Here is a 13,044-nt window from a genome sequence, read left to right as displayed (position 1 = left end):
AAGCCGCAGGTCGCACAAGCGCCAGAGGTTCCGGGCAAAGTACGGAAAGTTGTACGGCGGAAGGTCAAGAGCGCGTAAAAATGATTAGTGTTCAACAATCGTTGGGCCGCCGTGCCCTCGAACGTCGGCGTCAGTTGCGTCTCAGCAGCCTCGTCGCCCCGGCCGCCACCGTCGTCGCCAGGATCCAGCCCAGCAGGATCATCGCCGCCGCCAGCCACTGCCAGCCGCCGCGCAGCTGCCAGAAGCCGACCTGGCCCAGGTCGATGACCGGCAGGAGCAGGTCGAGGGCGAACAGGGTGGCGTTCCAGTGCGGGCCCTCGTCGCCGTTGAGCGGCGGATGGTCGGCGTGCGCGAAGGCCAGCGAGCCCGCCGCCCACAGCACCGCCATCCACACCAGCGCCCGCCCCGGCCGGTAGCCGTAGGCGACCGTCCAGTCCTGCGCGTACCCCCACAGCTTGGCGGCCGGCGGCAGCGTCTCGCGGCGGCGGCGCTGCTTGGCGAGCAGCACCTCGCGCGCGTCCTCGTCCTCGCCGCCGGCCCGCAGCACGGCCGCGAGGCGTTCGTACGGCTCCGGGTTGTACTCGGCGGTCGCCGCGGCCACCCACGCCAGCCGCTCCTCCAGCGGGAACGGGCCCCTCGGCACCAGGTTCTCGTAGGCGAACCCGCCCATGTGCAGCCGGCCAGGGCCCGGCCAGCTGTCGGTGCGGTCCATCAGGTTCACCACCCGCGCCCCCGACAGCACGACCCGCCCACGCGCCGGTGCCTGCCCGAGGAAGCGCAGCTCCGGCGTCTGGATGCGGCGCAGCGACACCTCCTGGTCGTCGGTGAGGGTGAAGCGGGCCTTGTCGAAGTCGACCGCGTCCCCGAACCTGCCGTCGTCCAGGCGCAGCCCGCCCCGGCAGGTGAACCGCTGGATGCGGGTGCCCTGCGCGGGAGTGGCCCCGCTCAGCAGCGGGCTGCCGACGCCCGCCGGCGTCAGGTACATCGAGCGCCCGACGGTCAGCTGGGGCGCGTTGAGCGCGAGCCGCGTGTAGGGGTTGGCCAGCTTCGCGCCGCGCAGGCTCAGCGAGACACCGACCTTGGCGCTGCGCAGACTCAGCTCGCCGTGCGACTCGAGCAGCTCGGCCTGGAGATCCTGGCCCACGCTCATGCCGTCGGCGGCGATCGAACGGCCGCTGCGATCCCGGTAGACGATCGCCTGGTTGAGCAGCAGATCGGTGCCGATGTGCGCGTCGGTCAGCCGTACGCCGTTGTGGAACCGGCAGCGCGGCAGATGCAGATCACCCTCGGTGTGGACGCGGGCCGCCTCCAGGCGCGGCACCGAGCAGTCCACCAGGCGCAGCGTGGCGAAGCGGGCCTCCGGCAGCAGGACGTCCCGCTCGAACCGGCAGCCCTTCATCTCCACGTACGGCACCACGGTGCCGCCCGCCAGGTCCAGCGCGCCGCTGATCTGCACGCCGGCCAGCTTCAGCGACGACACCCGGCCGGCCAGCGCGGGTGGCCCGTCCAGCAGCAGCCAGCACACGATGCGGGCCCGCACGGTCCGCTCCGGTCCCCACGGGTGCCCGCCGTGCGGATCGTCGACGACCGCGTCGCCGCTGCTCAGGTCGTACACACTGCCGTTGCGGAAGGCCTGCCACATACCGACCTCGGCAGGCGTCAGATCGTCCGGCAGGTCCCCCTCGGTCACCACTCCTCCAATCCCGTGCGCATCCCCGGTCATGCCCGCTCAGTGACGCCCGGAACGCTAGACGTGAAGGCGATCTTCCAGGTTGCGCAGCAGGTCGCGTATCAGCCACTGGAATGCCCGAACGACGCCGAACCGTGGTCTGAGAGAATTGACCCCGTGCTGCAACATTTCTCTTTGGCCCGAATCGATCTGCGCGGCGACGCCCTCCCCGAGGGCCCCGCCCTGCGCGACCTGCTGCCCCGAGCCGACTTCGACGTTCAGGCCGCCCTGGAGAAGGTGCGTCCGATCTGCGAGGCCGTGCATCATCGGGGCGACGCGGCGCTGATCGACTTCGCCGAGAAGTTCGACGGGGTCCGGCTGGAGTCCGTCCGGGTCCCGGCCCAGGCCATCAGCGACGCGCTGGAGAACCTGGACCCGGCCGTCCGCGCGGCCCTGGAGGAGTCCATCCGCCGCGCCCGGCTCGTCCACCGCGAGCAGCGCCGCAGCACCCACACGACCCAGGTCGTCCCCGGCGGCACCGTCACCGAGAAGTGGGTCCCGGTCGACCGGGTCGGGCTGTACGCGCCCGGCGGCCGCGCCGTCTACCCGTCCTCCGTGATCATGAACGTGGTCCCGGCCCAGGAGGCCGGCGTCGAGTCCCTCGCCCTCGCCTCCCCGGCGCAGGCCGAGTTCGGGGGCCTGCCGCACCCGACGATCCTCGCCGCCTGCGCGCTCCTCGGCGTCGACGAGGTGTACGCCGCCGGTGGCGCCACCGCCGTCGCGATGTTCGCGTACGGCACCGAGTCCTGCGCGCCCGCCAACCTGGTCACCGGCCCCGGCAACATCTGGGTCGCCGCCGCCAAGCGCTACTTCACCGGCAAGATCGGCATCGACGCCGAGGCGGGCCCGACCGAGATCGCGATCCTCGCGGACGACACCGCCGACCCGGTGCACGTGGCCGCCGACCTGATCAGCCAGGCCGAGCACGACCCGCTCGCGGCGGCCGTGCTGGTCACCGACTCCGTCGCGCTCGCGGACGCGGTCGACAAGGAGCTGGAGCCGCAGGTCGCGGCCAGCAAGCACATCGACGAGCGGATCCGCCCGGCCCTGGAGGGCAAGCAGTCCGCGATCGTCCTCGTCGACGGCATCGCCGAGGGCCTGCGGGTCGTCAACGCCTACGGCGCCGAGCACCTGGAGATCCAGACCGCCGATGCCGTCGCGGTCGCCGAGCGGGTCCGCAACGCGGGCGCGGTCTTCATCGGCCCCTGGGCGCCGGTCTCGCTCGGCGACTACGCCGCCGGGTCCAACCACGTCCTGCCCACCGGCGGCTGCGCCTGCCACTCCTCCGGGCTCTCCGTCCAGTCCTTCCTGCGCGGCATCCACATCGTCGACTACACGAAGGACGCGCTGGCGGACGTGGCGCACCACGTGGTCACACTGGCGGAGGCGGAGGACCTGCCCGCGCACGGCGCGGCGATCAAGGCAAGGTTCGGGTGGAAGGTGCCGACGAGCAAGTGAACTTCGGAATCGACGATCTCCCCGTACGGGACGAGCTGCGCGGCAAGTCCCCTTATGGCGCGCCCCAGTTGGACGTCCCCGTACGGCTGAACACCAACGAGAACCCCTACCCGCTGCCCGAGCCGCTGGTCGAGCGCATCGCCGAGCGCGTCCGCGAGGCCGCCCGCGACCTCAACCGCTACCCCGACCGGGACGCGGTGGAACTGCGCACCCAGCTCGCCAAGTACCTGACGGACACGTCCGGTCACGAGGTCGGCCTGGCCAACGTCTGGGCCGCCAACGGCTCCAACGAGGTCATCCAGCAGCTGCTCCAGACCTTCGGCGGCCCCGGCCGGACGGCGATCGGCTTCGAGCCGTCGTACTCGATGCACGGCCTGATCGCGCGCGGCACGGGCACGGGCTGGATCTCCGGTCCCCGGAACGAGGACTTCACCATCGACGTCGAGGCGGCCGTGCGCGCGATCGCCGACGCCGAGCCGGACGTCGTCTTCGTCACCACCCCCAACAACCCCACGGGCAACGCGGTCCCGCCCGAGACGGTCCTCGCGCTGTACGAGGCCGCCCAGGCGGCGAAGCCGTCGATGGTCGTGGTCGACGAGGCCTACGTCGAGTTCAGCCACGGCGACTCGCTGCTGCCGCTCATCGAGGGGCGGCCGAACCTCGTCATCTCGCGGACCATGTCCAAGGCGTTCGGCGCGGCCGGTCTGCGCCTCGGTTATCTCGCCGCGCACCCGGCGGTGGTGGACGCCGTACAGCTCGTACGGCTGCCCTACCACCTGTCGGCCGTCACCCAGGCGACCGCCCTGGCGGCCCTGGAGCACACCGGCACGCTGCTGAAGTACGTCGAGCAGCTGAAGGCCGAGCGGGACCGGCTGGTGAGCGAGTTGCGCGCGCTCGGTTTCCAGGTCGTGGAGTCGGACGCGAACTTCGTGCAGTTCGGCCGCTTCGACGACTCGCACGCGGCCTGGCAGAAGATCCTCGACCAGGGTGTCCTGGTCCGGGACAACGGCATCCCGGGGTGGCTGCGGGTCTCCGCCGGCACCCCCGAAGAGAACGACGCGTTCCTCGACGCGGTCCGTGAGTTGACGAAGGAGCAGAGCGCATGAGCCGCGTAGGACGGGTGGAAAGGGTCACCAAGGAGACCTCCGTGCTCGTCGAGATCGATCTCGACGGCAGCGGCAAGGTCGAGGTGGCGACCGGAGTCGGTTTCTACGACCACATGCTCGACCAGCTCGGCCGGCACGGTCTGTTCGACCTGACCGTGAAGACCGAGGGCGACCTGCACATCGACTCGCACCACACCATCGAGGACACCGCCCTCGCCCTCGGCGCCGCCTTCAAGCAGGCGCTCGGCGACAAGGTCGGCATCTACCGCTTCGGCAACTGCACGGTCCCGCTGGACGAGTCCCTCGCCCAGGTGACGGTGGACCTGTCCGGCCGCCCGTACCTCGTGCACACCGAGCCCGAGAACATGGCGCCGATGATCGGCGAGTACGACACCACCATGACCCGGCACATCCTGGAGTCCTTCGTGGCCCAGGCGCAGATCGCCCTGCACGTGCACGTGCCCTACGGGCGCAACGCGCACCACATCGTCGAGTGCCAGTTCAAGGCACTCGCGCGGGCGCTGCGCTACGCGTCCGAGCGGGACCCGCGCGCGGCCGGCATCCTCCCCTCCACGAAGGGCGCGCTGTGAACGGGCTGTCCACCGTCCTGATCGTCCTCGGCCTGTTCCTGGTCGGCGGGATCATCTCCTTCGTCAAGCAGGGGATGCCCAAGCAGCTCGTCGTGCTGCTCTCCATCGGCGCCGCGATGTGTCTGGTCGCCGGTGTCATGAGGCTGGAGGTGTGGAGTTGAGCGCATCCTCGAAGAAGGTCGTGGTCTTCGACTACGGCTTCGGCAACGTGAGGTCGGCCGAGCGTGCGCTCGCGCGCACCGGGGCCGACGTCGAGATAACGCGTGACTTCGACCGGGCGATGAACGCCGACGGGCTGCTGGTGCCGGGCGTCGGTGCCTTCGCCGCCTGCATGAAGGGCCTGCGCGAGGCGCGCGGCGACTGGATCATCGACCGCCGGCTGTCCGGCGGGCGCCCCGTCATGGGCATCTGCGTCGGCATGCAGATCCTCTTCGCGCGCGGCATCGAGCACGGCGTGGAGACCGAGGGCCTCGACGAGTGGCCGGGCTCGGTCGAGCCGCTGCAGGCCGACATCGTGCCCCACATGGGCTGGAACACCGTGGACGCGCCGGCCGGCTCCGAGCTGTTCGCGGGCCTGGACGCGGACGCCCGCTTCTACTTCGTGCACTCCTACGCCGTCCACGACTGGTCGCTGGAGACCGCGAACCCGGCGATCAAGGCCCCCCTGGTCACCTGGTCGACGCACGGCAAGCCGTTCGTGGCCGCCGTGGAGAACGGCGCCCTGTGGGCCACGCAGTTCCACCCCGAGAAGTCCGGCGACGCCGGAGCGCAGCTGCTGAACAACTGGATCGGAACCCTCTGATGCCCTCGAAGCTTGTACTCCTTCCCGCCGTGGACGTCCGCGACGGCCAGGCGGTCCGCCTCGTGCACGGCGAGTCCGGCACGGAGACCTCGTACGGCTCCCCCCTGGAGGCCGCCCTCGCCTGGCAGACGGCGGGCGCCGAGTGGCTGCACCTCGTCGACCTGGACGCCGCCTTCGGCACCGGCGACAACCGGGCGCTGGTCCGCCAGGTCACCGAGGCCATGGACATCAAGGTGGAGCTGTCCGGCGGCATCCGCGACGACGCCTCCCTGGCCGCCGCGCTCGCCACCGGCTGCACCCGGGTGAACCTCGGCACCGCAGCCCTGGAGAGCCCGGAGTGGGTCGCCAAGGTCATCGCCGAGCACGGCGACAGGATCGCGGTCGGTCTCGACGTCCGCGGTACGACCCTCAAGGGCCGCGGCTGGACCAGTGAGGGCGGCGACCTCTACGAGGCGCTGGAGCGCCTCGACAAGGAGGGCTGCGCCCGGTACGTCGTCACCGACATCGCCAAGGACGGCACGCTCCAGGGCCCCAACCTGGAGCTGCTGCGCAACGTCTGCGCGGCGACGGACCGGCCGGTCGTGGCCTCCGGCGGCGTGTCGTCGCTGGACGACCTGCGCGCCATCGCCGAGCTGGTACCCCTCGGTGTCGAGGGCTCCATCGTCGGGAAGGCCCTGTACGCGAAGGCGTTCACGCTGGAAGAGGCCTTGGAGGCTGTGTCTCGATGACTGATGCCGTACGGCGGGTGCAGAGCGGGAGTCCCTGGGAAGAGTCCTTCGGTTTCGCACGCGCCGTCGCGGTGGGCGACCGGGTGCTGGTCGGGGGCACGACGTCCTTCAAGGGGTCGGTGCTGTACGGCGAGGGCGATCCGTACGAGCAGGCCAGGACCGCCTTCGGTACGGCGATCGAGGCGCTCGGCGAGTTCGGCCTCGACGCCGGGTCCGTGATCCGTACGCGGATGTATCTGACCCATGCGCGGGACGTGGACGACGTCGGCCGCGCGCACAAGGAGCTCTTCGACGCGGTGCGTCCGGTCTCGACCCTCCTCGTCGTGGAGGGCTTCGTGGACCCGCGCATCCTCGTCGAAGTCGAAGTAGAGGCATTCAGAGGAGCCGTGAACTCATGACCCTGGCGGTCCGAGTCATCCCCTGCCTGGACGTGGACAACGGCCGGGTCGTCAAGGGCGTCAACTTCCAGAACCTGCGCGACGCGGGCGACCCGGTCGAGATGGCCAAGGTCTACGACGCCGAGGGCGCCGACGAGCTGACGTTCCTGGACATCACCGCGTCGTCCGGCAACCGCGAGACCACGTACGACGTGGTGCGCCGCACGGCCGAGCAGGTCTTCATCCCGCTCACCGTCGGCGGCGGGGTGCGGACCGCCGAGGACGTGGACAAGCTGCTGCGGGCCGGTGCGGACAAGGTGGGCGTCAACACGGCCGCCATCGCCCGTCCCGATCTGATCCGCGAGATCGCCGAGCGGTTCGGGCGGCAGGTGCTGGTGCTGTCGGTGGACGCGCGGCGTACTCCCGAAGGCACCTTCGAGGTCACCACCCACGGTGGCCGCAAGGGCACCGGCATCGACGCCGTCGAGTGGGCGCACCGGGCCGCCGAGCTGGGGGCGGGGGAGATCCTGCTCAACTCGATGGACGCGGACGGCACCAAGGACGGCTACGACCTGGAGATGATCGCCGCCGTCCGCAAGCACGTGACGGTTCCGGTGATCGCGTCCGGCGGCGCCGGCAAGCTCGCCGACTTCGCCCCGGCGATCGGGGCGGGGGCGGACGCGGTCCTGGCGGCGTCCGTGTTCCACTTCGGCGATCTGCGGATCGGCGAGGTGAAGGACGCGTTGCGGGAGGCGGGGCACCCGGTGAGGTGACGGTCCTCAAGGGTTGAAGCAAGCCCCGGCCACCTGGTGGTCGGGGCTTACTTGTCGGCAGATGCGAAAGAGAAGTTGCGCAAAATATATTGCGCAACTTTCCTTTTGCATCTACGGTGGGACACATGACAGGCAAGGAGAGGGACCGCAGGATCACGGACGTGGGCACGCTCAAGGCGCTCGCCCACCCGCTGCGGATGCGGCTGTACCGGAACCTGACGCTGGCCCGGGTCGCCACCGCCTCACAGTTGGCCGAGTCGGTCGACGAGGCCGTGTCGCTGGTCAGTTACCACCTGCGCAAGCTCGCCGAGCACGGGCTGATCGAGGAGGCCGAACCGCAGAGCGCGGACGGCCGGGAGCGGTGGTGGCAGCCCGCCTCCGAGGGCGTCAGCATCCGTGACGAGGACTTCCAGGACGCCCCCCAGGTAGCGGCCGCACACGCGGCGGCCACCAGGATCTTCGCCGACCAGCGCATCGAGATGTACCGCCGCTGGCTCGACGAACGGTCCACCTGGAACCCCGAGTGGAACCGGACGGCTACGGCCACCGAGTCGTCGATCCGCCTGACGGTGGAGGAGACGGCCGAACTGAACAAGGAACTGCTCACACTGCTCCACAAGTACGACGAGCTGGGCCGGGTCGCCGAAGCCGCCGGTGACACCGAGGGCCGCGAGAACGTCGCGGTGCACACGTACACCTTTCCGTTCCGCGCCTGAGACGTCCCGAGAGGACCCCGCCCATGACCGCCGCGCTCACAGCCCCGACGGACGTCACGTCCCGCCCCGCCCACCGCGACGGCAACGTCCTGCGCTGGCTCGCCGCCTACACCTCCTCGATGGTCGGTGACAGCGTCTACTACATCGCGCTGTCCTGGGCCGCGGTGCAGGCCGGCAGCCCCTCGCAGGCCGGTGTCGTGATGTCGGTCAGCGCACTGCCGCGGGCGATCCTGATGCTCGGCGGCGGAGTGATCGCCGACCGGCTCGGACCGCGCCGGGTCGTCATCGGCAGCGACGTGGTGCGCTGCGCGGCCGTCCTCGCGGTGGCGGCGCTGCTGTTCCTCACCAGCCCCGGGCTGTGGCCGCTGGCCGCGCTGGCGTTCGTCTTCGGCACCGTCGACGCCGTGTTCATGCCGGCCGTGGGTGCCCTCCCCGCGCGCGTGACGTCACGCGACCAGCTCGCGCGTGTGCAGGGCATGCGGGGCCTGGCGATCCGGTTCGCGAGCGTGGTCGGGGGACCGCTGGGCGGCCTCGGGGTCGCGGTGGGCGGGGCGGCGGCCGCCTTCGGGCTGGCGGGACTGCTCATCGCGGTGTCGGTGCCGCTGCTCGTGTCCGTACGGGTGGGGGAGGTGCCCGCCGACGACAAGGCCGGTGACAGCCCTCGGAGCAGCGCCTGGACCGACCTGGTGAGCGGCCTGCGCTACATCCGCCGGCACCGCGTGCTCGCCCCGCTGATGCTGGCCATCGCGCTCGGGGACCTCGGGTTCGTCGGGCCGCTCAACGTCGGTCTGACCCTGCTCGCCGACGAACGCGGCTGGGGTGCCTCCGGCATGGGCGCGGTGCTCGCCGGGTTCGGCGTCGGCGCGGGACTGGCCTCGCTGCTGCTCACCGTGCGCGGACGGCTGCCGCACGCCGGACAGGTCGCGGCGTACGCCATCCTCGCGGGCTCCGTCGCGATCGGCGCCCTCGCCTATGTGCCGAACCTGATCGCCGCCGTCGGCACGGCTCTGCTCGTCGGGCTCCTCGCCGGGCTCAGCGGCGCGATGTGCGGGGCGCTGCTCCAGACCCAGGCCGACGCCGCCTACCTGGGCCGCGTCACGGCCGTCTCCGGACTGGTCAGCCTGGGCTTCGCGCCGCTGAGCATGCCGCTGTCCGCCGCGGCCATCGGGGCGTGGGGCACGGGGCCGGTGTTCGTCGTCAGCGCGGCGGTGTGCGGGCTCGGCGGGGTCGTCGCCCTGCTGGTACGGGACCTGCGCCGAGCCGAACTCCCGAAGTGACCCCTAGATACCGAGCTGCTTGCCCTCGGACAGCTTCGCGATGGCGTCCTTCTCGCCGTCCAGGCCCACCTTGGCGGCGCTCTTGCGGCCGTACAGGAACAGCAGCAGCTCCGACGGCTCGCCCGTCGCGGTCACGACGGGCGTGCCGCGGTGGGCGACCGCCGTCTGGCCGTCGGGGCGGCGCAGCACCAGGCCGGTCGGGGCGCTGCGGCCCATCAGCCGGGCCGTGCGCTCCAGGCGGGACCACAGGGCGTCCTGGAAGACGGGGTCGAGCTCGCGGGGCGTCCAGTCCTCCTGGGCCCGGCGGACGTCCTCGGTGTGGACGTAGAACTCGATGATGTTGGACGCCTCGTCGAGCTGCTTGAGCTGGAACGGCGAGAAACGCGGCGGCCCGGTCCGGATCAGCTGGATGAGCTCCTCGTACGGCTTGGCCGCGAACTCCTCCATCGCCTTGTCCAGGCGGGCGGAGAGCTGCTTGATGAGGAGACCGGCGGAGGCGTCCGGGCGGCGCTCGCGCACCACCACGTGCGCGGCGAGGTCCCGGGTCTGCCAGCCCTCGCACAGGGTGGGCGCCTCGGGACCGGCGGTTTCCAGGAGATCGGCGAGCAGAAGTCGTTCACGCTTGGCGAAAGTCGACATGCCGTCAGCCTACGACCGCGTAGCGGGTCCGCCCAGTGGACGCCACGCGTTCGCTGTCGGTGGGGCGCGGCACAATGGCACCCATGACCAGCACGCCCCCGCCCACCGCCCTCGACCCCGAGATCGCCGCGCGCCTCAAGCGCAGCGCCGACGGGCTCGTCCCCGCCATCGCCCAGCAGTACGACACCGGTGAGGTGCTGATGCTCGGCTGGATGGACGACGAGGCGCTGCACCGCACGCTGACCACCGGCCGCTGCACGTACTGGTCGCGCAGCCGCCAGGAGTACTGGGTCAAGGGCGACACCTCCGGCCACTTCCAGTGGGTCAAGTCGGTCGCGCTGGACTGCGACGCCGACACCGTGCTGGTCAAGGTCGACCAGGTCGGCGCCGCCTGCCACACCGGCGCGCGCACCTGCTTCGACGCCGACGTGCTCCTCAAGGACGGCGCCGGTTCCGGCGTACCGGCCGCGGATCAGTAAGGTCAGCCGCCATGGACCTCGAGACCTTCCGCAAGCTCGCCACCGACCGCCGTGTCATCCCGGTCACGCGCAAGCTCCTCGCCGACGGCGACACCCCGGTCGCGCTCTACCGCAAACTCGCCGCCGAGCGCCCCGGCACCTTCCTGCTGGAGTCCGCGGAGAACGGCCGCACCGCTTTTCAATGGTCTCGCTACTCCTTCGTCGGCGTGCGCTCCGCCGCGACCCTGACCGCGCGCGACGGCCAGGCCCACTGGCTCGGCGCCCCGCCCGTCGGCGTCCCCGTGGACGGCGACCCGCTCGTCGCCCTGCGCGCCACCATCGAGGCCCTGCACACCCCGCACCAGGAGGGCCTGCCGCCCTTCACCGGCGGCATGGTCGGCTATCTCGGCTACGACATCGTGCGCCGCCTGGAGAAGATCGGCCCGGGCGAGCGCGACGACCTCCAGCTGCCCGAGCTGACCATGCTCCTCACCAGCGACCTCGCCGTGATGGACCACTGGGAGGGCTCGGTCCTGCTGATCGCCAACGCGATCAACCACAACGACCTCGACACCGGGGTCGACGAGGCCTACGCCGACGCGGTGGCCCGTCTGGACGCCATGGAGGCGGACCTGTCCCGCCCGGTGGCCCAGCCGCCCGCCGTCCTGCCGCCCTCCGAACTGCCCGAGTACACCGCCCTGTGGGGCGGCGAGGACTTCCAGGCGGCCGTCGAGGACATCAAGGAGCGCATCCGCGCGGGCGAGGCCTTCCAGGTCGTCCCCTCCCAGCGCTTCGAAACGCCGTGCACGGCAAGCGCGTTGGACGTGTACCGGGTCCTGAGGGCCACCAACCCGTCCCCGTACATGTACCTGTTCCGCTTCGACGGCTTCGACGTCGTCGGCTCGTCCCCCGAGGCCCTCGTGAAGGTCGAGGACGGACGGGCCATGGTCCACCCCATCGCCGGCACCCGCTGGCGCGGGGCCACCCCGCAGGAGGACCAGGCCCTCGCCGACGAACTGCTCGCCGACCCCAAGGAGCGCGCCGAGCACCTGATGCTGGTCGACCTCGGCCGCAACGACCTGGGGCGGGTCTGCGAACCGGGCTCGGTCGAGGTCGTCGACTTCATGTCCGTCGAGCGGTACTCGCACGTGATGCACATCGTCTCGACGGTCACCGGAAAGGTGGCACAGGGCCGTACGGCCTTCGACGTCCTCACCGCCTGCTTCCCGGCCGGCACCCTCTCCGGCGCCCCCAAGCCCCGCGCGATGCAGATCATCGACGAACTCGAACCGTCGAGGCGCGGTCTGTACGGCGGTTGCGTCGGCTACCTCGACTTCGCCGGCGACTCCGACACGGCCATCGCCATCCGAACGGCCCTGCTCAGGGGCGGTACGGCCTACGTCCAGGCGGGCGCCGGGATCGTCGCCGACTCCGACCCGGTCGCCGAGGACACCGAGTGCCGCAACAAGGCGGCGGCGGTGCTGCGCGCGGTGCACACGGCGAACCGGCTCGGGCAATAGGGCGCTTCTCATAGGAACCCCGGGTGACGGTTCGCCCGGGGTTAGGGCGATAGTGGAGTACGTGACTGCCGTTCCTCACCCCCGTTCCGAAGCCGCAGGACCCGCCAGGGCCGGCCGCCTCAGCCTCGCCGTAGCCCTACTGGCCGGTGCCCTCGGCGCGGCCGTGGCGCTGCTCGCGACCCGCCAACAGTGGTCGTCGGGCACCGCGACGGTGGCCGGCGGCGACTTCCCGCTCACCGCCAAGGGCAGCGACGTCACGGGCGTCCCCGCGGCCCTCGCCATAGTGGGCCTCGCCGCGCTCGTCGCCGTCTTCGCCGTCCGCAAGGTGGGCCGCTTCGCGGTCGCCGCGCTGCTCGCCCTCTCGGGCGTCGGCATCGTCGTCGCGGCGCTGCTCGGCGTGTCCGACAGCTCGGCCCTCGACGAACAGGCGGCGTCCGCCTCCGGCGACGCGGCCGCCACGGTCGACGGCCTCAGCCACACCGCGTGGCCGTATGTCGCCGTCGTCGGCGGGGCGTTGATCCTGCTGGCCGGGTTGCTGGCGCTGCGGTACGGGCGGATGTGGCCGGCGATGTCGGGGCGGTACGAGCGGGTGCCTGCGGCGGCTCGGCGGAAGAAGGCCGTTGATCCTGAGCGGCCTGAGGAGATGTGGAAGGCGTTGGATCGGGGCGAGGATCCTACGGGGGCCTGAAGGGTTGGGTTTCGGGTGCGGGCCGGTGGGGGTTGTTCGCGCAGTTCCCCGCGCCCCTAGGGCATCCACTCATCCGGCGTCGACTCGCCAAGGGGGCTACCCCCGATCACCCCGCACGCACGCGTGCGGGACAATGAACCCCGAGCGTCCGGCTCAGACACGTTTACAGCAATGAGGAGCAAG

At 71.4% G+C, this 13,044-nt stretch carries 15 protein-coding genes; 13 read left to right on the top strand and 2 right to left on the bottom strand.

What is annotated here, in order from left to right; genetic code table 11:
* Positions 1–130: 130 nt before the first annotated feature.
* Entirely contained in the window at positions 131–1,723 is a 1,593-nt protein-coding gene (locus CRP56_RS11265) for an oxidoreductase (RefSeq protein WP_097262842.1), read from the bottom strand.
* Positions 1,724–1,864: 141 nt separating this feature from the next.
* Here CRP56_RS11265 and hisD point away from each other — a divergent pair, with 141 nt between their 5' ends.
* The 10 genes from hisD (at position 1,865) to CRP56_RS11220 (ending at position 9,556) form a co-directional block, all read left to right on the top strand.
* Positions 1,865–3,187: a histidinol dehydrogenase gene (gene hisD, locus CRP56_RS11260; RefSeq protein ID WP_097262839.1), complete on the top strand. Its 1,323-nt coding sequence runs from the start codon at positions 1,865–1,867 to the stop codon at positions 3,185–3,187.
* On the top strand, positions 3,184–4,293 hold the full coding sequence (locus CRP56_RS11255; RefSeq protein ID WP_097262837.1) for a histidinol-phosphate transaminase: 1,110 nt from the start codon (positions 3,184–3,186) through the stop codon (positions 4,291–4,293). The genes hisD and CRP56_RS11255 overlap by 4 nt, the downstream gene beginning before the upstream one ends.
* Positions 4,290–4,883 (top strand): imidazoleglycerol-phosphate dehydratase HisB, encoded by a 594-nt coding sequence (gene hisB, locus CRP56_RS11250; RefSeq protein WP_028808075.1) that lies wholly within the window; start codon positions 4,290–4,292, stop codon positions 4,881–4,883. The genes CRP56_RS11255 and hisB overlap by 4 nt, the downstream gene beginning before the upstream one ends.
* A complete protein-coding gene (locus CRP56_RS47510) occupies positions 4,880–5,044 on the top strand; it encodes a hypothetical protein (RefSeq protein WP_165951131.1) in 165 nt (54 codons plus the stop codon). Before hisB ends, CRP56_RS47510 begins: the two co-directional genes overlap by 4 nt.
* Positions 5,035–5,685, top strand: a complete 651-nt coding sequence (gene hisH, locus CRP56_RS11245; RefSeq protein ID WP_097262835.1) for an imidazole glycerol phosphate synthase subunit HisH — start codon at positions 5,035–5,037, stop codon at positions 5,683–5,685. The genes CRP56_RS47510 and hisH overlap by 10 nt, the downstream gene beginning before the upstream one ends.
* Positions 5,685–6,413 carry a bifunctional 1-(5-phosphoribosyl)-5-((5-phosphoribosylamino)methylideneamino)imidazole-4-carboxamide isomerase/phosphoribosylanthranilate isomerase PriA gene (gene priA / locus CRP56_RS11240; RefSeq protein ID WP_097262833.1) on the top strand — a complete coding sequence of 243 codons (729 nt, stop codon included), beginning with the start codon at positions 5,685–5,687 and terminating at the stop codon, positions 6,411–6,413. Before hisH ends, priA begins: the two co-directional genes overlap by 1 nt.
* Entirely contained in the window at positions 6,410–6,811 is a 402-nt protein-coding gene (locus CRP56_RS11235) for a RidA family protein (RefSeq protein WP_097262830.1), read from the top strand. The genes priA and CRP56_RS11235 overlap by 4 nt, the downstream gene beginning before the upstream one ends.
* On the top strand, positions 6,808–7,563 hold the full coding sequence (gene hisF / locus CRP56_RS11230) for an imidazole glycerol phosphate synthase subunit HisF (RefSeq protein WP_097262828.1): 756 nt from the start codon (positions 6,808–6,810) through the stop codon (positions 7,561–7,563). Before CRP56_RS11235 ends, hisF begins: the two co-directional genes overlap by 4 nt.
* A 125-nt stretch (positions 7,564–7,688) precedes the next feature.
* Positions 7,689–8,279, top strand: a complete 591-nt coding sequence (locus CRP56_RS11225) for an ArsR/SmtB family transcription factor (protein ID WP_097262826.1) — start codon at positions 7,689–7,691, stop codon at positions 8,277–8,279.
* A gap of 23 nt (positions 8,280–8,302) precedes the next feature.
* Positions 8,303–9,556 carry an MFS transporter gene (locus CRP56_RS11220; protein WP_097262824.1) on the top strand — a complete coding sequence of 418 codons (1,254 nt, stop codon included), beginning with the start codon at positions 8,303–8,305 and terminating at the stop codon, positions 9,554–9,556.
* 3 nt (positions 9,557–9,559) lie between these two features.
* On the opposite strand, the gene CRP56_RS11215 is transcribed toward CRP56_RS11220, so the two are convergent.
* Positions 9,560–10,195: a TIGR03085 family metal-binding protein gene (locus CRP56_RS11215; protein WP_097262822.1), complete on the bottom strand. Its 636-nt coding sequence runs from the start codon at positions 10,193–10,195 to the stop codon at positions 9,560–9,562.
* 83 nt (positions 10,196–10,278) lie between these two features.
* On the opposite strand from CRP56_RS11215, the gene hisI reads away from it, so the two are divergent.
* Genes hisI through CRP56_RS11200 form a run of 3 tightly spaced genes read left to right on the top strand, consistent with a single transcriptional unit; the run spans position 10,279 to position 12,861 of the window.
* Positions 10,279–10,674 carry a phosphoribosyl-AMP cyclohydrolase gene (hisI, locus tag CRP56_RS11210; RefSeq protein ID WP_097273929.1) on the top strand — a complete coding sequence of 132 codons (396 nt, stop codon included), beginning with the start codon at positions 10,279–10,281 and terminating at the stop codon, positions 10,672–10,674.
* Positions 10,675–10,685: 11 nt separating this feature from the next.
* Positions 10,686–12,173, top strand: coding sequence for an anthranilate synthase component I (locus tag CRP56_RS11205; protein WP_097262819.1), 1,488 nt, complete (start codon positions 10,686–10,688; stop codon positions 12,171–12,173).
* Between the two features lie 52 nt (positions 12,174–12,225).
* Positions 12,226–12,861 carry a TIGR02234 family membrane protein gene (locus CRP56_RS11200; protein ID WP_097262817.1) on the top strand — a complete coding sequence of 212 codons (636 nt, stop codon included), beginning with the start codon at positions 12,226–12,228 and terminating at the stop codon, positions 12,859–12,861.
* Positions 12,862–13,044 lie beyond the last annotated feature (183 nt).

Origin of the sequence: Streptomyces sp. TLI_55 (genome assembly GCF_900206255.1) — a bacterium.
GTDB classification, from domain to species: Bacteria; Actinomycetota; Actinomycetes; order Streptomycetales; family Streptomycetaceae; genus Streptomyces; species Streptomyces aquilus.
This window is presented reverse-complemented; position numbering and strand designations above follow the sequence as displayed.